Genomic DNA, 21009 nt, shown 5'->3' on the forward strand with positions numbered 1-21009 from the left:
GGGGCGGCTCTTGTATTGCGCGGCGGGCTCGGAACTACATGCTCATGGCAGGCCATATGAACATGGCGGTGGCAAGAACCGCCAGGGAGACGAGGAACATGCGGAGCGTCATGAGAACGAGAATGTAGCGGATTCGCACGTATCCGGTGGCAAACATGATGAGTGCGGGAGCCAGTTCATAGGGAAGGAAGAACTGGTCGAGTCCGTACAGAAAGCTGTAGAGCACGGGCTTGATGGGCATGCCGAGGCTGGTGGCTATTTCCGCCATGGGTATGCTGAGACTGGTTGCCGCCGCCACCGGGGTGAGCACCAGATTGGAGAGCACTCCCACCCAGTAGGCGAACAGTGAGGCCAGCGGCAGGCTCCGTATTTCCCTCAGAACGGGCATGAGCTGTTCCGACAGCCATGCGGGAATGCCCAGAGAGCCGGCAATGATGCCTATGGCCATGCATCCGGCGATGAAGAACAGAATGGAGAACTGCACTTTTTCAATGTCTTCAACGGCGAGAAGATCGAAAAGAGGCGTGAAGCCGAGAAGGACGACGGCACATAAGAATCTCTGAAGGGGAAATATTGTCGCAGAGACGACAAATTTTTTTCGGCGTTTTGTTATGTCTCCATCATGAGAATAAAGGGTCATGAGCAGGTCTGCCGTGGCGGGAGTTCTGCCGCGGAAAACTCGGGAATCTGCGTCTGAGGTCTGAGCCGATGGTGCGTTCGGAACCGGGAGCCCGTACGCCTCCCGGCGGACGTTCAGCGGTGAAGGATTGCGCCTCGGCCTCGGAAAGACGCAGCGGGGCAGAGCACTGCCGTGATGCAGGCAAGGCCCTCAGGGGCAAAGGAGACAGTCATGGGATATCCTACCATTCATCCTACCGGAGTCACGATCTACAAGCCTGAAAAGGCGTGGAGCGGCTACACCGTGTTCCCGCTTGAAAACGACGGTTCGCTGCTCATCGACATGAACGGCAACGAGATCCGCAAGTGGAAGAATCTGCATGGTTTTCCGGTCAAGCTTTTTCCCGGAGGGCGGCTTGTGGCAAGCTCTGGCATGCGCAATCCCAAATACGGCCTCCAGGATCAGAGAGACCTGATCCAGGTGGATTTTGACGGCAATGTGGAATGGCGCTGGAATCAGGCTGAATTCATTACCGATCCCGGCGAAGAGCCGCAGTGGATGGCCCGCCAGCATCACGACTTTCAGCGGGAGGGCAATCCCGTGGGGTATTACGTTCCCGGCATGGAGCCCAGCATTGACGGCGGCAACACGCTGGTGCTGGCCCATAAGGACGAGCACGTGCCCTTCATTTCCGACAAGCTTCTTCTCGACGACGTGGTGTATGAAGTGAACTGGGAAGGGGAAATCGTGTGGGAGTGGCACTGCTCCGAGCATGTGGAGGAAATGGGCTTTTCCGAAGAGGCACGCAACGCCATGTGCCGCAATCCCAATTTCAGGGGCGGCAGCCTCGTGGAGGACTCTCCCTCCATCGGCGACTGGATGCACATCAACTCCATGTCCGTGCTCGGTCCGAACAGATGGTATGACGCCGGAGACGAGCGTTTTCATCCCGACAACATCATCATGGACGGCCGCGAGACGAACATCATCTTCATTGTCAGCAAGGAAACCGGGGAGATCGTCTGGAAGGTCGGTCCCGATTACAGCGCAGGTCATCCGGAGCACCGTCTCGGCTGGATCATCGGGCAGCATCATGCGCACATGATTCCCCGAGGACTGCCGGGGGAAGGCAACATTCTTGTGTTCGACAACGGCGGATGGGCCGGATACGGAGCACCCAATCCCGGCGCAAAGGACGGCACCAAGTCCGCCCTGCGCGACTACTCCCGCGTGCTGGAATTCGATCCCGTTTCCCTGAGCATCGTCTGGCAGTACACGCCGAAGGAAGGGGGCTTCGTCGTGCCTCTGGACGCATGCCGCTTCTACAGTCCCTTCATCAGCGCCGCTCAGCGACTGCCCAACGGCAATACCCTCATTACCGAGGGCTCCGACGGACGCGTGTTCGAGGTGACCGCGGAACATGAGATCGTGTGGGAATACATATGCCCTTACCGCACGGCGGAGAACGGCAGAATGAATTACATCTATCGCGCCTATCGCGCTCCCTACGACTGGGTGCCCCAGCTTCCCCGGCCCGTGGAAACGCCGGTTGAGCCTCTCGACATCGCCTCTTTCCGCGTGCCCGGCGCCGCTCCTCTCGGCGTGCAGAAGACCGTGGTCATCGAGGGCGCCATTGACGGCTTTGCCAATGCCGGAACCTGCGTGGCCGCCACGGACTAGTTTGAAAAGCTCGGCGTGGCCGTCTTCAGAGATTTTTCTGAAAAGAAAGGCACAGAAAAGAGACCTTCGCCCTTCACGTCGCCGTTTCGGAGAATGAGGGAACACGCTCTTCGGATGGAAGACGAAATCGTTCCCGGCCGGGACGAGCGCTGTCTTCGGCGAGGTGCCTGTGCATGAAAAATCCCCGCCTTCCATGAGAAAGGCGGGGATTTTTCATGCCTTTTGCGGAGGAGGGCGCAGGCGTGCAGCTCCTGCGGTTCAGGCCGTGTCCGTCGAAGGCAGAGGGGCGTTTACTTGTTTCTCAGCGGAAAATGGATGTGGGGCGTATAGGTATAGCTTTCGCTGAAAAGCGGAGAGCTGATGATGTAGTTGGCCGTGGCGCGGTTGTTGGCGATGGGAATGTCGTAGACCTGCGCGATGCGCAGAAGCGCCTTCACGTCGGGATCGTGGGGCTGGGCCGTGAGCGGGTCGGAAAAGAAGATGATGATGTCGATGTGGCCTTCGGCCACCTTGGCTCCTATCTGCTGATCACCGCCGAGCGGTCCGCTCAGATAGGGCGTGACGGGAAGCCCTGTTTTTTCATTGATGAGATGTGCCGTGGTTCCGGTGCCGCAGAGAAAATGCCGGGCGAGAATCTGACTGTGTTCGGCACACCACTCGATAAGGCTTTCCTTCATGTTGTCGTGGGCGATGAGGGCGATGTGCTTGGTGGCATTTACGGTCTTTTCCATGGGTTCCTCACTTGTTCTGGCCGGCTCGTCCGGCATGCACGGTAATCTGACTGACCGGCTGATGATAGAAGGTCAGTGTGAAGCCTGTATGAAGACGCTCCGGATCAGCGGGAGAAATGGTCGAATCCCGCCGAGGACGGTCTGTTTCCGTTGAGGGTGATTTCTCCCTTCCTCACCCGTCCGAGCACGCGGCAGGGAGAGGAAGGCGTCTGCGCGAGCGCCGGCCACAGTTCTTCCGGGCAGGTGCCGACAAGGGCATAGTCCTCTCCTCCGTCAAAGGCGAAGGAGGGAGCGTCCACGCCCGTTTCTTCCGCATGGCGCAGAATTTCTTCATCAAGCGCATCCCGGGGAAGGATGATGTCCGCGCCGAGTCCGGTTTTGCGGCTTGCCAGAAGGCGGGGAAGGTCCCGGGCGAGTCCGTCGGAAACGTCCATGAGACCGATGCAATCTCCGGCGTCGTGTTCGACGGCAAAGCGGGCCAGGGCCATGCCGTCGAAGGCCAGGGGCTCGGGCCTGAGATGCGCCGCACAGGCCTTCGGCCAGTCTTTTTTTATCTGTTCGGTTTCTTCGGCGCTGCGTGCGGCTTCAAGACGCGTGAGGCCGAGGCGTGCAAGTCCCGCGGAACCGGCAAGAAAGATGATATCGCCTTCCCCGGCCGCGCCGCGGCGAAGACCTCTCGGCAGGGCTTCCGGAAGCTCTCCCCAGGCCGTGATGCAGACGCTGATCAGGCGGGATCTGGTGAGATCGCCGCCGGAAAGCGCGAGAGAAAATCTGTCGCACACGGCCTTCATGCCCTCGCAGAAGTCCGAAAGCCAGACTTCATCCTCGTTTCCCGTCAGGGTGAGCCCTATGGAAAGTCCGGAAGGGGAGGCTCCGCCCGCGCCCACGTCGCTCACGTTGACGGCCGCCGCCTTGAAGCCGATGTCGAAGGGCGTGAAGTAGCGTCTGCGAAAATGCGTGTCCTCGGCAAAGATGTCGGTGGTCACGGCGAGAGGCCCGCCTCCTTTCAGCACGGCGCAGTCATCGCCGCGGCCGAGCAGAAGCGAGGGATGATCGACGGGGAAAAAACGGCCCAGAAGGCCGAGGATGTCGTCTTCGCTGGCGATGTTCATGCCTCTACTCCAGTGTGAGATAATCGGCGAGTATGATTTTCAGGCCGAGTCCGGGAAAGTTGACCCGGTATTTGTCCGGCGGAATTTCCTCCACGATCTTGCCGCGGCCGAACAGTCGGTGGCGGCAGAAGCCGAGTTTCTTTTTCGCGGGTTTCTGATCCGGGTCTTCGTCCAGCGTCCGGCCGTTTCTTACGGCGTCGCGCACCGCGGCCATGTAGGCGTCGTCGGCATCTTCCCGCGAGCGGGGAACGGGCTCGAAGTCCCGGTCGCGCGGCGGCCAGTCGTCTTCTTCCCGTTTACGGCGGCTGCTGAAGGAAGGCTCTTCTTCTCCTTCCTCGTTCCAGTGCCAGGAACGGCGGCGGTTCTGGGAGGAGCCGCCGAAGGCGGGAGCAGGCTGAGGCGCTTCCTTGATGCGGCGTCTTGTAAGCGCCCCGCCGTAGTTTTCATAGATTTCGTCCAGAATGTCCGAGGGCAGCTCGCGCACGAAGGGACTCGGCGAGGCCGGTTCCTGTCCCCCGGAGCTGCGGCTGTAGAGGCTGAGCGGCACGAAAAGATCGAGCGTGTCCTTGGCGCGCGTGCAGGCCACGTACATGAGACGGCGTTCCTCTTCAAAGTCTTCGGGGCGCACCAGCGCGTGCCGGGAGGGAAAGCGGTCTTCCACAAGATCGATGATGAGCACGGCCGACCATTCCAGTCCCTTGGCGGAATGCACGGTGGACAGCGTGATTTTCTGATCCCCGTCTTCCTCTTCCGGTGCTTCCTCGGGATTGTCCAGCGAAATGTCGGCAATGAAGAGCTGAAGATCCTCGTAGGATGAGGCGATGGTGGACATTTCTTCAAGTCCCTGAAGACGGCGGGGCCAGTCGTCGGGAAAAAGTTCCTCCATCTTGGGACGGTAGTGTTCGAGTATGCGGCCTATCACCTCTTCGGGGCGCGGACCTGTCATGCGCAGCTCGTTGATGAGTGCCATGTTTTCCAGAAAGTCCGGCCAGCGGGAGCAGGCCTTTTTGAGCGCCGCTTCGTCGCCGCCTCCGGCGAGCGCAAAGAGCTTGCGCGAGGTCTTCGGTCCTATGCCCCGGGAAAGCGCGGCGATGCGGTCGAAGGAAGGCAGGTCCAGAGGGTTGCTCACCAGGCGGGCGAAGGCCATGACGTCCTTCACGTGGGCGGCTTCGGCGTAGCGGAGGCCGCCGTACTTGCGGAAGCCTATGCCGCGCTTGTTGAGCTCAAGTTCCAGATGATAGGACTGGTATCCCGAACGGAAGAGCACGGCTATTTCCCGGGCCGGAACCGTGGCAAGCAGCTCTTCCACGCGCCTTGCCGCAAGCTGGGCCTGCGTAAGGTCGCTGAGAGGGCGGTACAGGGTGACTGCGGCTTCCGACGGGGCGGGACGGCGGGAGAAAAGGTGCTTGCGGTAGCCTTCCGTCGTGTTGGCGAGCAGACAGTTGGCGATGTCGAGCACGGGCTGCACGGAGCGGTAGTTTTCTTCCAGCCGGATGATGCGCGTGTTGTGAAACAGCTTGGGGAAGTCGAGAATGTTGTGCACCGTCGCGCCGCGGAAGGCGTAGATGGACTGCGCGTCGTCGCCCACGGCCATGATGTTGCCTTCTTCCCCGGCCAGCATGCGCACAAGGCGTGCCTGTACCTTGTTGGTGTCCTGATACTCGTCCACCATGATCTGGGAAAAACGCATTTTCTGCGCCTGAAGGATGTCCGGCTTGTCGATGAAAAGCTGTTCGAGCTCGAAGAGCAGATCGTCGTAGTCCATGAGCGCGTGTTCGCGCTTGTATTTGCGGTAGGCTTCACCGAGTTCCACAAGGTCCGAGGCGTGCGGCAGAAGGTGCTGTGCCTCACGGCGAAGCACTTCCTCGAGTTCCATTTCCTTGTTGCGCGCCTTGCTGAGCAGCCCGAGCACGGCCTGCGTGCGCGGAAAGCTGCGGTCTCCCTTGCCGATTTTCAGGTTTTCCTTGCACGTCTGTATGGCGGCGGTGCTGTCGGACGTGTCCATGACGGTGAGGGAGCCACCCGTCCAGTCCGGACTGAAGCGGCGGAGCACGGAAAAGGCGAAGCTGTGGAAGGTGCCGCCCTGCACGCCGAGAAGCTGATGATCCAGAAGGCCGGCTGCGCGGTGCAGCATTTCCTGCGAGGCCTTGCGCGTGAAGGTGAGCAGCAGCATGGCATGCGGGTCGAGACCGTGCTCGGCCAGCCACGCCAGACGGTAGACGATGGTGCGGGTCTTGCCGGAGCCTGCGCCTGCGATGACGAGCATGGGGCCTTCCGGCGCGGTGACGGCCTGCTTCTGGGCTTCGTTGAGAATGGAGAGATCGAGCATGGCGATGATCAGTCTGCGGCGGGAGCGTCGTTTTCGTCGGAAGGGGAAGAATCAGCGTCGGGCGCTCCGGCTTCGCGCAGGCGTTTCCAAAGCTCGTCCAGTCCCATCTTCGTGACTGCGGAAACCACCACGGGCTTCTGTCCGCCGAGTATGGCTTCCCAGGTCTTCTGCTGGGAAGAGCGCTCCTTGAGCGTGCACTTGTCCGCCTTGGTGAGCACGGCGATCACCGGCAGCTTTCGGGATCTGGCGAATTCGGCCATCATGCGGTCGGACTGCTGCACGGGAATGCGGCAGTCGATGAGGAGCGCAAGAGCGCGCAGGGTGCGGGTTTCCTCAAGATATTTCTGGATGAGCGCCGCCCAGTTCCTTCTTTCCTCGTGGCCGCGCCTTGCGTAGCCGTAGCCGGGCAGGTCGGTGAGGCAGAAGCCGTCGGGCCGGACCAGAAACAGGTTCACCGAGCGGGTCTTTCCCGGCTCGGAACTCACCTTGGCCAGCTTTTTCCTGCGGGCAAGGGCGTTGATGAGAGACGACTTGCCCACGTTCGAGCGGCCGGCAAGCGCTATCTGCGGCATGTCGTGCGAAGCGTCTTCCAGCTGCTCCAGCGTGTAGAGCGTGGCCAGAAGTTCCAGCACGGGTTCGGAACATCTGTTTTTTTCGGCGGACGGGTCGGTCATGGCGCTCCTCCCGAGTTGACAAAGTGAGCCTCAATCGGACAATATATCTTGCTTTGCGGAAAGAGCCGAGATTAGCCTGCTTGGGCAGAAAAGGCAAACATTCCGCGGGCGCTCCGCAAGGTGGGGCATTTTCTCCTTTCAGGAGAGCAAGGCGGGACCCGTCACGTTCCCCCCTTGAAATTTTTACCAAAAAAATCATATTTTTGCCTGGAGGCATCATGTATTCCACTACTGACTTTCGCCGCGGCCTGAAGATCGAGATCGACGGCACTCCCTACGAAATCGTTGAATTCCAGCACTTCAAGCCCGGCAAGGGCGGCGCCATGGTGCGCACCAAGCTGCGCAACATCCTGAACGGCCGCGTGGTGGACAACACCTTCCGTTCCGGCGAAAAGGTGGGCAAGCCCGACATGGAACAGCGCGACATGCAGTACCTGTACCGTGAAGGCGACGACCTCATCTTCATGGACATGACCACCTACGAGCAGATTTCCCTGCCCGTGTCCGACACCGACGGCAAGGCCGACTGGCTGCTGGAATCCCAGCAGTGCCGTGTGCTGCTCTACAACGGTCAGCCCATCGACATCGAAGTGCCCGTGAGCCTCGTCATGACCGTGGTGAAGACCGAACCCGGCGTGAAGGGCGACACCGTTTCCAACGTGACCAAGCCCGCCACCCTGGAAACCGGCGTGACCATTCAGGTGCCGATTTTCGTGAACGAAGGCGACCGCGTCAAGGTCGATACCCGTACCCGCGAATATCTCGGCCGCGATTAATTCGCACTCTTTCCTTTCGCGCTGTCGGCAGGACGTTTCGCGCCCTTCCGGCAGCGCTTTCGTTTTTCGGGAGAAAAACGCCATCCGAAGCCTTTTCGGAACGGTTCACTCAAGCGTGAAGGGGATCATCAATGTACGGACACAGACTGGTACGCGAACTGCTCGGACTGCTCTTTCTCTTCTGCGGTCTGCTCATGCTGCTCAGTCTCTGGAGCTACCACGCCGGTGACCCCACCTTCAATCAGGCCGTCAGCATGGACGCCTCCGCCGTGCAGAATTCCGCGGGGCTGTTCGGTTCCTATCTGGCGGGCTTTCTGGTGGACTGCTTCGGCATCGCATCCTTCCTCTGGGTCATTTTCTTCCTGGCCGTGGGCGCAGGACTCGTGTCCCGCTGGCTGGTGCTCAAGTGGTACCGCTGGCTGGGCTATCTCATGCTTTTTTCCTGCGTGCTCGTCGCCGCGAGCACCTTTGACTTCTCGGTGCACGGCATTCACGGCGGAGGGCTCGGCGGTCAGTGGCTGTCCGCGTTTTCCTATCTTTTCTTCAGCCCCCTGGGGTCGTTCCTGCTGTGGTTCTTCGTGTTCCTCATAGCCATGGAGCTTTCCTTCAGCATATCGTGGCTTACGCTTCTTGCGGCGTCCTTCGCCTGGGTGATGAAGAAGATTCCTTCCTTCGGCACCACGTACGACTTGCCCGTGCCGCATCTTCCGAAGGCCTTTTCACGCCTGTCCGGGCTTGCCGCCGGCTGGGGAAGGCGGCACTCCGGCAACGTCCGTCCCCGTGCGGTGCTCGACATCGTGTTCGGCAGAAGAAAGGATGCGGAAGAGGCCGTTTCGCCTGCACCCGTGTTGGAAATAAAGATGCCGGAATTGAGGCCCGAACCGAAGAATGTCCCGGTTCCCGAACAGGCGCAGGAGGATTCCGGCATCAGGGACGAGGATCTGAGCGATCTTCTGCGTCTGGTGGAGCGCCCCCAGGTCTCCGAAAGCCGTGGTGGGGCTTCTGTCGGGGATGACCTGCGTTCCGGCTCTTCTGCTCCGGCCGCGGCTCCGGCTGCAATCATTGTCGGAGAAGAGACCTCCGGTCGGATTCCGGTTCAGAATGCGGGCGTGAGCTCCGCTCCCGTGTCCGCGCAGGAAGAGGAGTTCATTCTTGAGCTCGAGGAGCCCGTCGATGCGCCTGCTCCCGAACTTGCTCAGCCCTCGTCTTTTGAACCTTCCGCCGCGCCCGTTATCATGAGTTCTTCCGTTGCTTCGCCTTCGGCGTCCGCCGCCGTCGCTCCCGCTGCGGAACCTGCCTCCTCTGTGCCGGCTCCGTCGGTGCAGAACGAGGTGGAAGTTCCCGCCGACGAGGCGGAAGATGATCTGCCGCCTTCGGCTCTGGCAGCGCTTTCCGCCGCGGCTCCCGCGGTATCTGCGGAGGATTTTCCCGCCGTGGTGCTGGCCACTCCCGTGGCGGCGCAGCCTGTTCAGCCCGTGCAGCCGGTTCCGGCCGCCGCTTTCGTTCAGGCTCCCGTGCCGCAGAGCGAACCTGCTAAGGCCGCCCCGGTAATCATGTCCCGCCCCGTATCCTCCTTCTCTTCTTCTGCGGCGGAGCACAAAGACGCGGCCTATGCCTCCGTGAACACCGCCGTGGCCGGTGCCATGGCCGAGCAGAAGGAAATTGAGGCTGCCGCAGCGCCCGTCGCTCCTGCCCCCGTGCTGCCGCAGCGCAGGGAACTCATGCTTCCGCCTCTTGACCTGCTCTCTCCCCTGCCCGAGGACGAGAAGGCCAACCGGCCCGATGAAATGACGCTGGCCAGACAGGGCAATGCGCTCATCACCTGCCTCAAGAATTTCAACGTGAACGCCACCCTTGCCCGCATCACGCCCGGCCCCGTGGTCACAATGTTCGAGGTGCGCCCGGCTCCCGGCGTCAAGGCCACGCGCATCACCAGCCTGGCCAACGATCTGGCCATGTCGCTCAAGGCCGTGTCCGTGCGCATGCAGGCTCCCGTTCCCGGCACCGACACCGTGGGCGTGGAAGTGCCCAACGAAAAGCGCACCACCGTGCATTTTCGTGAAATCGTGGAAAACGAGAACTTCCGACAGGCCAGATCGCTTCTTACCGTGGCGCTCGGCAAGGATACCGGCGGTCATCCCGTTTCCGCCGACCTCGCAAAAATGCCGCATCTTCTGGTGGCAGGCGCGACCGGCGCGGGCAAGAGCGTGTGCCTGAACGCCATCATTCTCAGCCTTCTGTACCGGGCAAGGCCGGATGAAGTGCAGATGATTCTGGTGGACCCCAAGCGCGTGGAACTTTCCATGTACGCCGACCTTCCCCACCTCGTCCATCCCGTGGTCACGGACATGGATCTTACCAAGAACGCGCTGCTCTGGGCCATCGAGGAGATGAACAGGCGTCTTTCGCTGTTCTCCAAGGTCAAGGTGCGCAACATCACCGGCTACAACGACCGTCAGGCCCGGCTGCGTGCCGGCGTGGAGGCCGGCGGTCCCGTGCCCGTGGACGAGGAGACCGGCGAGCCGGAAGATTTGTCCAATATGCCGTTCCTCGTCATCATCGTGGATGAGCTTGCCGACCTCATGATGGTGAAGCGCAAGGAAGTGGAAGGCAGCATAGTGCGCCTGGCCCAGCTTGCCAGAGCCGCGGGCATCCATCTCATCATCGCTACGCAGCGACCCAGCGTGGACGTGGTCACGGGTCTCATCAAGGCCAACTTCCCCTGCCGCATCGCCTTCAAGGTGACGAGCGGTCAGGATTCGCGCACCATCATCGACGGCGCAGGAGCGGAAAAGCTGCTCGGCATGGGCGACATGCTCTTCAAGCCCAATGGAGGAATGCTTCAGCGTCTGCACGGCGCCTTCGTGAGCGATGAGGAAGTGTCCGCCGTGGTGGAATTCTGGAAAAAGCAGCAGCAGCCGAACTACAAGGTGGACTTCGCGGCCTTCGGCAACGACGACTCGGACGACTCTGAAGATTTTGGACAGCCCGCTTCCCGGGGCAACGAGATCGTGGACGATCCCATCTACGCCGAGGCCGTCCAGTTCGTTCTGGACAACGGCAAGGTTTCCATTTCTCTTCTTCAGCGGCGTTTCCGCATAGGCTTCAACCGTGCGGCCCGCTTCGTGGAACAGATGGAAAAGGACGGGCTGCTCAGTCAGGCCGACGGCACTCGTCCGCGCAGCGTGGTACATCGCTGAGCGTCCCGGAACGGAGTTTTCCGGCTTTTGACGAAGGAAGGGCGACTGCCGCGGCGTTCCGACGTCGGGCCGCGGATAGGCCCGCAGATTGCGTAATTCATGATTCCGGCAAGGCCGGAAAGGAGAAACTGCCATGACGACGATACTCGACGGTAAGGCTACTGCGGCATCCATACGCGCCGCCCTGCGCGAGGACATTGCAAGGGACAGGGAAAAGGCCGGACGCGTGCCCTGTCTGGCGGTCATCCTGGTGGGCGAGGACCCGGCATCGCAGGTCTATGTGCGCAACAAGGAAAAGGCCTGTGCGGATGCGGGCATGGAAACGCGTTCCTACAGACGGCCTGCGTCCATTCTTCAGAAAGAGCTGGAAGACCTCATTGCCGAGCTTAACGCCGATCCCGCCGTGGACGGCATTCTTCTTCAGCTTCCCCTGCCGGACGGCCTGGACGCCCGGCCGTGCATCGACGCCATCAGCCCGGAAAAGGACGTGGACGGCCTTACGGCCGTGAATCAGGGCCGTGTGGCCATGAACGTGCCCGGGCTTCGTCCCTGCACTCCGGCGGGCATACTGGCACTTCTTGATCACTACAATATTTCCGTGAGCGGCAAACGGGCCGTGGTCATAGGCCGCAGCAATCTTGTGGGCAGACCCGTTTCCCTCATGCTCGGCAGCCGTGACCGCAACGCCACCGTGACCATGTGTCATTCCCGCACGCCCGATCTTGCCGCCATCTGCCGCGAGGCCGACGTCATCGTCGCCGCGCTCGGCAGGCCGCGCTTCATCACCGCCGACATGGTGAAGAAGGGCGCCGTCATCATCGACGTGGGCATCAACCGCGGCGAAGACGGAAAGCTCTGCGGCGACGTGGACTATGAGAACGTGGCTCCTCTGGCTTCCGCCATTACTCCCGTGCCCGGCGGCATAGGTCCCATGACCATTTCCCAGCTTCTTGTGAACACCGTCGAGGCGTGGAGGGCAAGACTGCTCAGCTAGACAGGCAGCCGTGTGACGGCTCATTGTGACGCACGCATGTTTGCGGGAAAAGGGACGGCGCTTTCACAGAAAGGCGATCCGTCCCTTTTTTATGCGCCGGGCCCCTGAGCAAGGGGAGAATTTTTTTTAGCAAGGGGCACAGTCACGGAGGGGACTTGCCGGCGTGCGGGGCTCTTCCCCGCAGACACAGGCTGTGCTAGGGTGTCGGCCACGTTTTCAGAAACAGGGAAACGCCGGCCCGACCCGGTTGACTTCGACAATGCAGCCGGCTGTCAAGATTGAACAATGTTGTCCGTATCGAAAACGTTTTCACTGGGCGGGCTCTTGGTGCCGCCCAGTGAAGGACGAAAGGCATGAAAGGAGAGAACGATGAGCGCGACGCGCAGAGAACATGACTTTCTCGGCGAGCTGGAAATTCCCGCCGACGTGTACTACGGCATACAGACCAGCCGGGCGCTGGAGAATTTCCGCATTTCCGGCACGACCATAGCCACCATGCCCCGCTTCATTCAGGCGCTCGGCTACGTGAAGAAGGCTGCGGCCATGGCCAACATGGAACTCGGCGTTCTGCCGGAGAGCACGGGACGTTTCATCTGTCTTGCCTGCGACAAGGTGATTGCCGGAGAATACAATGATCAGTTTCCGATCGACGTATATCAGGGAGGCGCGGGCACTTCGTGCAACATGAACGCCAACGAGGTCATAGCCAACGTGGCTTTGGAGCTCATGGGGCATCGCAGGGGCGAGTATCAGTACTGCCATCCCAACAATCACGTGAACTGTTCGCAGTCCACCAACGACGTGTATCCCACGGCCATTCGCCTGGCGCTGTATACCACGCTCACGGATTTCATGGGCGACATGGAATATCTCAGGAAGGGGTTTGCGGCCAAGGCCGAGGAATTCCGGGACGTGATGAAGATGGGCAGAACGCAGCTGCAGGACGCCGTGCCCATGACGCTGGGCATGGAGTTTTCCGCCTGGTCCACCACCATAGGCGAGGACATACGCCGCATAGGAGAAGGGCGCGAGCAGATCTGCGACATCAGCATGGGCGCCACGGCCATAGGCACCGGCATCAACACGCCGGAAGGCTACGCCGCGCTGGTGACGCGTCGGCTCAGGGAAATTTCAGGCCTGCCGCTGTTCATGGCGGAAAATCTGGTGGAGGCCACGTCGGACTGCTGCGCCTATGTGCAGATTTCCGGTCTTCTCAAACGGTTTGTGGTCAAGCTTTCCAAAATATGCAACGATCTGCGTCTGCTTTCTTCCGGGCCCTGCTGCGGCCTGAACGAAATCAATCTGCCGCCGCGTCAGCCTGGTTCCTCCATCATGCCCGGCAAGGTGAATCCGGTCATTCCCGAGGTGGTGAATCAGGTCTGTTTCGACGTCATAGGCAAGGACGTGACCATTTCCATGGCCGCCGAGGCCGGTCAGCTGGAACTCAACGCCATGGAACCCGTCATAGCCTATACGCTGTTCGCGTCCTTGAAGCATCTCGGCAACGCCTGTCATATTCTGCGGGACTTGTGCGTGGACGGCATTACGGCCAACCGGGAACACTGCGCCTCGCTCATGCGCAACGCCGTAGGCGTGGTGACGGCGCTCGCCCCGTACATAGGCTATGAACGCTCTGCGGAAATTGCACGCGAGGCCCTGTCCTCGGGCGAGGCCATGTATGATCTGGTCATACGGCACGGGTTCATGACCGGTGAGGAAATCGACTACGTGCTGAGTCCCGAGCGCATGATGCAGCCCGGAGAAGACAAGGATCTTCAGAGAAAAATAGCGGAAAGGCTGAAGTAGTCAGGGTACGCGGCTCCTGCGCGTTCACGGCCTGAACCGTGGGCTGCCGGCAGGATGATCTATTCGCTTTGCCGCAGGACAGAGAAAGCCGCCGTCCTTAGAAGGACGGCGGCTTTCTCTTTACGAAAACGCGGGAGGAGCGCAGCTCCTCCGTACGTCTTTAGTCTTCCTTGTGTTCGCGGCGTTCGCGACGTTCGCCGCGGCGTTCGCCACGACGCTCGCGCCGTTCGCCGTCGTTGCGTTCACGGCGGGCGGGACGGGCGGTGTCTTCGGGCTTCCATTCAATGCCCTGTTCCTCGAGCAGCACGGCCTTGCGGCTGGCACGGATGCGGTCGCCGTTGATTTCGATGACCTTGACCACCATGTCTTCGCCGAGGTGGGCCACGTCTTCGGTCTTTTCCACGCGGTTGGTGTCGAGCTGGGAGATGTGCACCAGAGCTTCGAGATTGGGCAGAATTTCCACGATGGCGCCGATTTCAAGGATGCGCTTGACCTTGGCGTTGTAGTTCTTGCCGAGTTCGGCGTGCTGATCGTAGTAGAGCACCATTTCCTTGGCGGCCTGCATGGACTTCTGCGTGGGGGCGAAGATGGTGATGCGGCCGGAATCCTCGATGTCGATGGCGGCACCGGTGGCGCTGGTGATGGCCTTGATGTTCTTGCCGCCGGGGCCGATGATCATGCGGATGATCTCGGGATTCACGAACACTTCCTCATGCTGGGGAGCGTAGGGAGAGAGTTCGCGCACGGCGGGCATGGCCTTGGCCATGACGTCGAGGATGTGCAGACGGGCCACGCGGGCCTGTTCCATGGCGCGGGCCATGACTTCGGTGGGCAGACCGTTGATCTTGATGTCCATCTGAATGGCGCTGATGCCTTCGGCGGTGCCGGCGATCTTGAAGTCCATGTCGCCGAGGGCGTCTTCGTCGCCGAGAATGTCGGTGAGCACGGTGTAGCTGTCGCCGTCCTTGATGAGGCCCATGGCCACGCCGGCCACGGGAGCGCTGATCGGCACGCCCGCATCCATGAGGGACAGGCAGCCGCCGCACACGGCGGCCATGGAGGACGAGCCGTTGGATTCCACGGTGTCGGACACCACGCGGATGGTGTAGGGGAAGCTTTCAGGAGAAGGCAGAACAGCCTTGAGGGCGCGTTCGGCAAGGTGACCGTGACCGATTTCGCGGCGGGACACGCGCACGGACTTCACTTCGCCCACGGTGAAGGGCGGGAAGTTGTAGTGCAGCATGAAGCGCTTGGTTTCGTCGCCGTTCAGGGTATCGACCTTCTGTTCATCGGACGTGCTGCCCAGGGTGGTGACGGCAATGGTCTTGGTTTCGCCGCGGGCGAAGATGACGGAACCGTGGGCACGGGGCAGCACAGAGGTCTCGATTTCGATGGGACGCACGGTCTTGGTGTCGCGGTTGTCGATGCGGGTGCCTTCGTTGATGACTCTCTGACGCACGAGCTTCTTTTCAAGGTGCTCGAGCACTTCGCCGATGGCGGCCTGGGCGACGGGATCGTCGGCATAGCGTTCGTCGGTGGCCATGAGGGCCTTCACCTTGTCCTTGACGGCCTTGCGGGCGTCCTTTCTGAGCAGCTTGTCGGGCGTGCGGAGGGCGTCTTCCATGCCGGACTTGATGGCGAGCTCTTCCACATAGGCGAACAGCTCGGGGTCGTCCTGCTTGGGCGTGAATTCGGTCTTGGGCTTGCCGGCCAGCTTCACGAGCTCTTCCTGAGCGTCGATGAGGGGCTGAATGGCCTTGTGGGCCCAGTTCAGGCCGTCGATGAGGTCCTGTTCCTTGACGAGCTTGGCTTCGCCTTCCACCATGACCACGGCGTCGCGGGAAGCGGCAAGCACGATGTCCATGTCGGAGCGCTTGAGCTCTTCATTGGTGGGGTTCAGCACGAACTGACCGTCGACGCGGCCGAGACGGGCGCCGGCCACGGGGCCCGCGAAGGGAATGTTGGAAATGCAGGTGGCCGCGGAAGCGGCGGTGATGCAGAGCACGTCGGGATCGTTTTCTCCGTCGGCGGAAATGACGGTGGCGAGCACCTGCACTTCATTGCCGTAGCCCTTGGGGAAGAGCGGACGGATGGGGCGGTCGATGAGACGGGCCACGAGGGTTTCGTGGTCGCTCGGACGGCCTATTTCGCGGCGGAAGAAGTTGCCGGGAATGCGGCCGGCGGCGTACATGCGTTCGGCATATTCCACGGTGAGGGGGAAGAAGTCCTTGGGCGTTTCGAGCTGGGCTTCACAGACGGTGACGAGAGCCACGGTGCCGCCGCACTGAATCCAGATGGCGCCGTTGGCCTGACGGGCCACGCGGCCCGTTTCCAGAATGATTTCCTTGCCGCCCACGGTGGCGGACACACGAGTGCTGTTGAGCAGACCCATATGGTTACTCCTGGAAGGAGACTCCGTGAAGAAAGACGAAAGTTTCGCCTCTGTTCGCGGATGCTCCTTCCTCGCGTTGAGGTTGAGGGGAAAATCCCCTTTCATGCAGGATGGGGGAGCGGAATTTCTCCCGCTCCCCCTTGTTTCCGGATCGTTTTCCGACTACTTGCGCAGACCGAGCTTTTCGATCAGGGCACGATAGCTCTGAATGTCGGTCTTCTTCAGGTAGTTCAGCATCTTGCGACGCTGGCCGACCAGCTTGAGCAGGCCGGTGCGGGAGTGGAAGTCCTTCTTGTTGGCCTTGAAGTGGTCGGCAAGACCGTTGATGCGGGCGGTAAGAAGGGCGATCTGAACTTCAGCGGAGCCGGTGTCGCCTTCGTGCTTGGCGAACTGGGCGATAACGGCCTGCTTCTGAGCGGAATCCATAGCCACAGCGGTATCCTCCTCTCTGGCATCTGCCAGAGGTTAGTGGGTAAAAAGCCCCCGAAGCACTGCCCAGACAGGGCGATCCCTGTCCATACGGGCTTCTGCCAGAGCCAGAGGCGAGCCATCCTGCGCCAGCATGAGGGCGCGTTCGCCGGATTCGAAGGTTCCGAATTCCGGCAGATGGGGAACGGGCATGCCGTTTTTCAGGTTCGCTTCCTGCATTTTTCCGACGGAAATGTTTTTCCAGCCGGGCAGGGCGGCGCTGATGGGCATGATCCATTCCGGCAGCCTTTCGGGCTCGGCAAGGATTTCGTCCAGCGTGTGGGCGACCTCCAGGCCAAACGGGTGGCTGTATTCCCGGGTCAGTTCCGTGAGCATGGCTCCGCACCCAAGTCGAATCCCCAAGCTGTGGGCCAGGGACCGTATGTAGGAACCGGAACTGCACGTTACCCGGAATCGCACGTCCGGCATGTTCACCCATTGAACAGAGGCGTGCGAAACATGTATGCTTTTCACCTTGACCGGCACTTCCTTGCCGGCACGGGCCAGCTTGTATAAGGGCTGTCCCTGGTGCTTTGCGGCGGAATAGGGCGGAACGGGCTGTTCCGTCACATCCAGCCAGGCCGTCACTTCGCGTCGTGCGGCCTGTTCAAGTTCGGAGCCCGGAGCAAGGTCTTCCCCGCTCAGAGCCGTTTCGGAAACCACGGATCCTTCGGCATCCCACGTGTCGGTGGTCACGCCGAGGCGCAGCGTGCCGCCGTAGGTCTTCACCCCGCCTTCCATGAGATAGCCGGAAAGCTTGGTGGCGTTGCCGAGCAGCACGAGCAGCACGCCGGTCGCCATGGGGTCGAGAGTACCCGCATGACCGATTTTTTTCTGCCCGAGTCTCTTGATGCGGGAGATGGCCTGTGCGGAGCTGAGTCCTTTGGGCTTGTCCAGTACCAGTATGCCGTGCTGCTGTTCCATGCGAGAAGTCTATGTACCTTTAATTATCAGGATAGTCCAGTCCCGGCGAGGGCGTGCGCCCGTGTCGCCGCGATACGATTTTTTCCCTGAAATGATTGAAGAAAATAAAGACGTTTTCCGTTGTTGCGCGATGCGTCGCGCGTTCTTTTTTCTCCCGCTTCTCTGGCCCGGGAAGCGGGAAGGAAGAACGCGTCTCGTCGGAACGGCGGGCGTCTCTGGTCTGTCCGTTGCGGGATCGCGATTGCGGCTAGTTCAGAAGCGGCCGCGACACGGGGTGCTGGGCTTCCACGTGATCTTCCACTTCCGTGCCTCTGGGAGGCGTGAACTGGAAGTCCTTTGCGGAGGTTTTCGCATCGGGCGCAAGATCCGTAAGCTCGATGGTGTTGGTGTTGCCGTAGAAGTCCATGACCATGGCGCGACGGATGAGAAACGTGGAGGGATCAAGCCACAGCTGGGCTTCGGTGAGCTCCGTGGTGGGTTCCTTGGGATAGAGCAGCAGATGAATGAGCTTGCCGTCTTCCGGAGCCTGGGCGGATTCCACGTCGAAGTCGCGGGAAAGGGCGCTCTGACCGGTGATGACCTGAATGAGGGAGCGCGAGTCTTCGGCAAGGGCGCGGGAGTAGCGGTAGGCGAGCTCTTCGTCGGGAAGGTAGTTCCAGATTTCCTTGTCCGTGACCATGAGAAGCTCGGCATGGGGCGCTGCGGTCTCCCAGCGCACCAGAAGGGGCTTTTTGAAGAGGATCACGCCGCTTCTCTTTTCCACGACGCCGCTTTCCCGCTGCAGAAGCTGCTGCGTGAAGTTCGCGCGGAAGCTCTGCATGTCGGCGTAGGCGGCCTGCATCTTGTTCATCGCGGCGGAGATGTCGGCGGCTAAGGATTCCTGAGCGAAAAGGCCGAGGGCGAGAAAGGCACAGAACAGGATACGCAGCAGTCTGCTCATGACGATGTTCCTCATGCCGCATGGCAAGCGCTTGCGGCGGAAGGGGCCGCGAAAGCGGCTGAAAAAGGCCCGGGAATGCCGGGCCGTGGAAAAGGTGCGGGGAGGCATGCCTCCCCGCGGGATGCTTATTCAGCGTCTTCGTCGGACTGGGTGAGTCCGTAGTTGTCGGCAAGGATGGGGCCGAAGAAGAAGCTGACGTCGCCGAGCTCTTCCTCGATGCGGAGGAGCTGGTTGTACTTGGCGATGCGGTCGGAACGGCTGGCGGAACCGGTCTTGATCTGGCCGGAGTTGGTGCCTACGGCCAGATCGGCGATGAAGGTGTCTTCGGTTTCGCCGGAACGGTGGGACACGATGGTGGCGTAGCCGGCGTTCTTGGCGATTTCGATGGTGTCGAGGGTCTCGGTGAGCGTGCCGATCTGGTTCACCTTGATGAGCACGGCGTTGGCAAGACCGTCTTCAATGCCTTCGGCCAGAATGTCGGGGTTGGTCACGAACAGGTCGTCGCCGACGAGCTGGATGTGGTCGCCGAGGCGGTCGGTGAGCAGCTTCCAGCCTTCGCGGTCGTTTTCGGCCATGCCGTCTTCAATGGAAATGAGCGGATAGCGCTTCGTGAAGTCTTCGAGCCAGTCCACCATCTGTTCGCTGGTGAGTTCGAGGCCTTCGCCGGCGATGACGTACTTGCCGTCCTTGTAGAATTCGGAAGAAGCGGCGTCGATGCCGAGGGCCACTTCCGCGCCGGGAATGTAGCCGGCGGCTTCAATGGCCTTGATGAGGTAGCTGAAGGCTTCGTCGTGGCTCTTCAGGTTGGGGGCGAAGCCGCCTTCGTCACCCACGGAGGTCACGTGGCCGTCCTTGGCCAGAATGCCCTTCAGGGTGTGGAAGACTTCGGCGCCGATGCGCAGGGCGTCGGCAAAGGTCTTGGCGCCCACGGGCATGATCATGAATTCCTGGATGTCCAGATTGTTGGGAGCATGCGCGCCGCCGTTGATGACGTTCATCATGGGGGAGGGCATGATCTTGGCGTTCACGCCGCCGAGGTACTGATACAGGGGCAGGCCGAGATATTCGGCAGCGGCGCGGGCCGTGGCGAGGGACACGCCGAGCATGGCGTTGGCGCCGAGGCGGGACTTGTTTTCGGTGCCGTCGAGGTCGATGAGGGTGTTGTCCACCTGCACCTGACGCAGGGCGTCGAGGCCGACCACGGCTTCGGCGATTTCACCGTTCACGTGTTCCACGGCGCGGGTCACGCCCTTGCCCTTGTAGCGGCCCTTGTCGCCGTCGCGCAGCTCGAGGGCTTCGCGGCTGCCGGTGGAGGCGCCGGAAGGAACGGCGGCGCGGCCGACGTGGCCGGATTCCAGACCGACTTCCACTTCAACGGTAGGATTGCCGCGGGAGTCGAGAATCTCGCGGGCCCATACGGAAGTGATGGTGCTGTTGTTCATTGAGGAAACTCCTTGGAATATGCCGGACAGGGTCCGGGTAAGAGAACAGAATGCTAGGATGGGACGCGTCGGTTCCAGAGAAGCCGGAGCCCTTCAAGAATAAGATCGGGTCTTATGATGTCAAAGGCGCGGCATATTCTGGAAAGATCATGCGCCGCGCCGCCCGTGCCCACGACGAGCGTGGTGCCGGGCAGCTGAGCCTTGAGGCGCTCGCACAGGCCTTCCGTCATGGCGGCGAAGCCGAAGAGAAAGCCGTGGTTCATGCTTGTGATGGTGTTTTTTCCTATGCGCACGGAGGAGTCCGTCATTTCCAGGGAAATGCGCGGAAGCTTGGCCGTGCCCGAGGCAAGCGCGTTGCGGGAGGAAAAAAGACCGGGACAGATGAGTCCTCCAAGGTAGGTGTTGCCGGATACGCAGTCGAACGTGGTCGCTGTTCCGAAATCCACGGAAATGATGGACGGTGCGTCGGCAAAGAGCTTTCTGGCCGCAAAGGCCGCCAGAAGCCGGTCCGCTCCCACCTCCTGCGGCTGGTCGTAGCCGTTCACAAGGTCGATGTCGAAGTCGCCGGGGAAGGTGAGAGGAACTTTTCCGAGGTATTTCTGCATGGCTTCGTGAAGAAGCGTGCTCACGTCGGGCACCACGGAGCAGACGAGACATGCGGTGATTTCTTCCGCCGCAAGGCCGCGCAGTGCCAGAAGCTGGAGCAGGGAAAGGCCGAGGCTGTCTGCCGTGTGCTGCGCCTTCGTGGGCAGCGAATAGGAGGCTTCCAGCGCGTCGGGGCGGGCAAAGACTATCTTGATGCAGGTATTGCCGATGTCGGCAAGAAGGAGATGTTCAGACATGCGTGCACCACCCGTAAAAAGAAAAGACAAGAGAGTTTACCCTTTCTTTGCTTCGCGCGCAATGGGTAAAAGGGAGGGCT

16 protein-coding genes are annotated in these 21009 nt (G+C 61.0%); 5 read left to right on the top strand and 11 right to left on the bottom strand.

Features of this window, described 5'->3' with window-relative positions:
- Positions 1–34: 34 nt before the first annotated feature.
- Positions 35–484, bottom strand: a complete 450-nt coding sequence (locus QZZ60_RS03395; protein ID WP_295637804.1) for a hypothetical protein — start codon at positions 482–484, stop codon at positions 35–37.
- Between the two features lie 366 nt (positions 485–850).
- Here QZZ60_RS03395 and QZZ60_RS03400 point away from each other — a divergent pair, with 366 nt between their 5' ends.
- Positions 851–2299 carry an aryl-sulfate sulfotransferase gene (locus QZZ60_RS03400; protein WP_295637807.1) on the top strand — a complete coding sequence of 483 codons (1449 nt, stop codon included), beginning with the start codon at positions 851–853 and terminating at the stop codon, positions 2297–2299.
- A gap of 290 nt (positions 2300–2589) precedes the next feature.
- On the opposite strand, the gene QZZ60_RS03405 is transcribed toward QZZ60_RS03400, so the two are convergent.
- From QZZ60_RS03405 to yihA, 4 genes are all read right to left on the bottom strand, one after another.
- On the bottom strand, positions 2590–3030 hold the full coding sequence (locus QZZ60_RS03405; protein WP_295637810.1) for a methylglyoxal synthase: 441 nt from the start codon (positions 3028–3030) through the stop codon (positions 2590–2592).
- A 104-nt stretch (positions 3031–3134) separates the two neighbouring features.
- A complete protein-coding gene (thiL, locus tag QZZ60_RS03410) occupies positions 3135–4142 on the bottom strand; it encodes a thiamine-phosphate kinase (RefSeq protein ID WP_295637813.1) in 1008 nt (335 codons plus the stop codon).
- 4 nt (positions 4143–4146) lie between these two features.
- Positions 4147–6471 carry an ATP-dependent helicase gene (locus QZZ60_RS03415; RefSeq protein ID WP_295637815.1) on the bottom strand — a complete coding sequence of 775 codons (2325 nt, stop codon included), beginning with the start codon at positions 6469–6471 and terminating at the stop codon, positions 4147–4149.
- Positions 6472–6479: 8 nt separating this feature from the next.
- On the bottom strand, positions 6480–7145 hold the full coding sequence (gene yihA, locus QZZ60_RS03420; protein ID WP_295637818.1) for a ribosome biogenesis GTP-binding protein YihA/YsxC: 666 nt from the start codon (positions 7143–7145) through the stop codon (positions 6480–6482).
- 218 nt (positions 7146–7363) lie between these two features.
- Between yihA and efp the strand changes: the two genes are divergently transcribed.
- From efp to aspA, 4 genes are all read left to right on the top strand, one after another.
- Positions 7364–7921 carry an elongation factor P gene (gene efp, locus QZZ60_RS03425; RefSeq protein ID WP_294484450.1) on the top strand — a complete coding sequence of 186 codons (558 nt, stop codon included), beginning with the start codon at positions 7364–7366 and terminating at the stop codon, positions 7919–7921.
- A 131-nt stretch (positions 7922–8052) separates the two neighbouring features.
- The gene (locus QZZ60_RS03430) at positions 8053–11121 is read left to right on the top strand and encodes a DNA translocase FtsK (protein WP_295637822.1); all 3069 of its coding nucleotides are present in this window, start codon (positions 8053–8055) and stop codon (positions 11119–11121) included.
- A gap of 133 nt (positions 11122–11254) precedes the next feature.
- The gene (gene folD / locus QZZ60_RS03435) at positions 11255–12115 is read left to right on the top strand and encodes a bifunctional methylenetetrahydrofolate dehydrogenase/methenyltetrahydrofolate cyclohydrolase FolD (protein WP_295637825.1); all 861 of its coding nucleotides are present in this window, start codon (positions 11255–11257) and stop codon (positions 12113–12115) included.
- A gap of 369 nt (positions 12116–12484) precedes the next feature.
- Complete coding sequence (gene aspA, locus QZZ60_RS03440; RefSeq protein WP_295637828.1) at positions 12485–13921, top strand: aspartate ammonia-lyase; 1437 nt, start codon at positions 12485–12487, stop codon at positions 13919–13921.
- Between the two features lie 160 nt (positions 13922–14081).
- On the opposite strand, the gene pnp is transcribed toward aspA, so the two are convergent.
- The 6 genes from pnp to QZZ60_RS03470 form a co-directional block, all read right to left on the bottom strand.
- The gene (pnp, locus tag QZZ60_RS03445) at positions 14082–16313 is read right to left on the bottom strand and encodes a polyribonucleotide nucleotidyltransferase (protein WP_295637831.1); all 2232 of its coding nucleotides are present in this window, start codon (positions 16311–16313) and stop codon (positions 14082–14084) included.
- Between the two features lie 162 nt (positions 16314–16475).
- The gene (gene rpsO / locus QZZ60_RS03450; RefSeq protein ID WP_178581227.1) at positions 16476–16739 is read right to left on the bottom strand and encodes a 30S ribosomal protein S15; all 264 of its coding nucleotides are present in this window, start codon (positions 16737–16739) and stop codon (positions 16476–16478) included.
- A 39-nt stretch (positions 16740–16778) separates the two neighbouring features.
- Positions 16779–17705, bottom strand: a complete 927-nt coding sequence (gene truB, locus QZZ60_RS03455; RefSeq protein ID WP_295637834.1) for a tRNA pseudouridine(55) synthase TruB — start codon at positions 17703–17705, stop codon at positions 16779–16781.
- A gap of 247 nt (positions 17706–17952) precedes the next feature.
- Complete coding sequence (locus QZZ60_RS03460; protein WP_295637837.1) at positions 17953–18645, bottom strand: outer-membrane lipoprotein carrier protein LolA; 693 nt, start codon at positions 18643–18645, stop codon at positions 17953–17955.
- A 125-nt stretch (positions 18646–18770) separates the two neighbouring features.
- Entirely contained in the window at positions 18771–20087 is a 1317-nt protein-coding gene (gene eno / locus QZZ60_RS03465) for a phosphopyruvate hydratase (RefSeq protein ID WP_295637840.1), read from the bottom strand.
- Between the two features lie 53 nt (positions 20088–20140).
- Positions 20141–20929: a type III pantothenate kinase gene (locus QZZ60_RS03470; RefSeq protein ID WP_295637843.1), complete on the bottom strand. Its 789-nt coding sequence runs from the start codon at positions 20927–20929 to the stop codon at positions 20141–20143.
- Positions 20930–21009: the final 80 nt, after the last annotated feature.

It is taken from the genome of uncultured Mailhella sp., from assembly GCF_905187505.1.
In the GTDB taxonomy this organism is placed as follows: Bacteria; Desulfobacterota; Desulfovibrionia; order Desulfovibrionales; family Desulfovibrionaceae; genus Mailhella.

Bases quoted from the DNA above. Each gene is read 5' to 3' on its own strand.
- QZZ60_RS03400 (WP_295637807.1), top strand. From the start codon at position 851: ATGGGATATCCTACCATTCATCCTACCGGAGTCACGATCTACAAGCCT.
- QZZ60_RS03405 (WP_295637810.1), bottom strand. From the start codon at position 3,030: ATGGAAAAGACCGTAAATGCCACCAAGCACATCGCCCTCATCGCCCAC.
- thiL (WP_295637813.1), bottom strand. From the start codon at position 4,142: ATGAACATCGCCAGCGAAGACGACATCCTCGGCCTTCTGGGCCGTTTT.
- QZZ60_RS03415 (WP_295637815.1), bottom strand. From the start codon at position 6,471: ATGCTCGATCTCTCCATTCTCAACGAAGCCCAGAAGCAGGCCGTCACC.
- yihA (WP_295637818.1), bottom strand. From the start codon at position 7,145: ATGACCGACCCGTCCGCCGAAAAAAACAGATGTTCCGAACCCGTGCTG.
- efp (WP_294484450.1), top strand. From the start codon at position 7,364: ATGTATTCCACTACTGACTTTCGCCGCGGCCTGAAGATCGAGATCGAC.
- QZZ60_RS03430 (WP_295637822.1), top strand. From the start codon at position 8,053: ATGTACGGACACAGACTGGTACGCGAACTGCTCGGACTGCTCTTTCTC.
- folD (WP_295637825.1), top strand. From the start codon at position 11,255: ATGACGACGATACTCGACGGTAAGGCTACTGCGGCATCCATACGCGCC.
- aspA (WP_295637828.1), top strand. From the start codon at position 12,485: ATGAGCGCGACGCGCAGAGAACATGACTTTCTCGGCGAGCTGGAAATT.
- pnp (WP_295637831.1), bottom strand. From the start codon at position 16,313: ATGGGTCTGCTCAACAGCACTCGTGTGTCCGCCACCGTGGGCGGCAAG.
- rpsO (WP_178581227.1), bottom strand. From the start codon at position 16,739: ATGGATTCCGCTCAGAAGCAGGCCGTTATCGCCCAGTTCGCCAAGCAC.
- truB (WP_295637834.1), bottom strand. From the start codon at position 17,705: ATGGAACAGCAGCACGGCATACTGGTACTGGACAAGCCCAAAGGACTC.
- QZZ60_RS03460 (WP_295637837.1), bottom strand. From the start codon at position 18,645: ATGAGCAGACTGCTGCGTATCCTGTTCTGTGCCTTTCTCGCCCTCGGC.
- eno (WP_295637840.1), bottom strand. From the start codon at position 20,087: ATGAACAACAGCACCATCACTTCCGTATGGGCCCGCGAGATTCTCGAC.
- QZZ60_RS03470 (WP_295637843.1), bottom strand. From the start codon at position 20,929: ATGTCTGAACATCTCCTTCTTGCCGACATCGGCAATACCTGCATCAAG.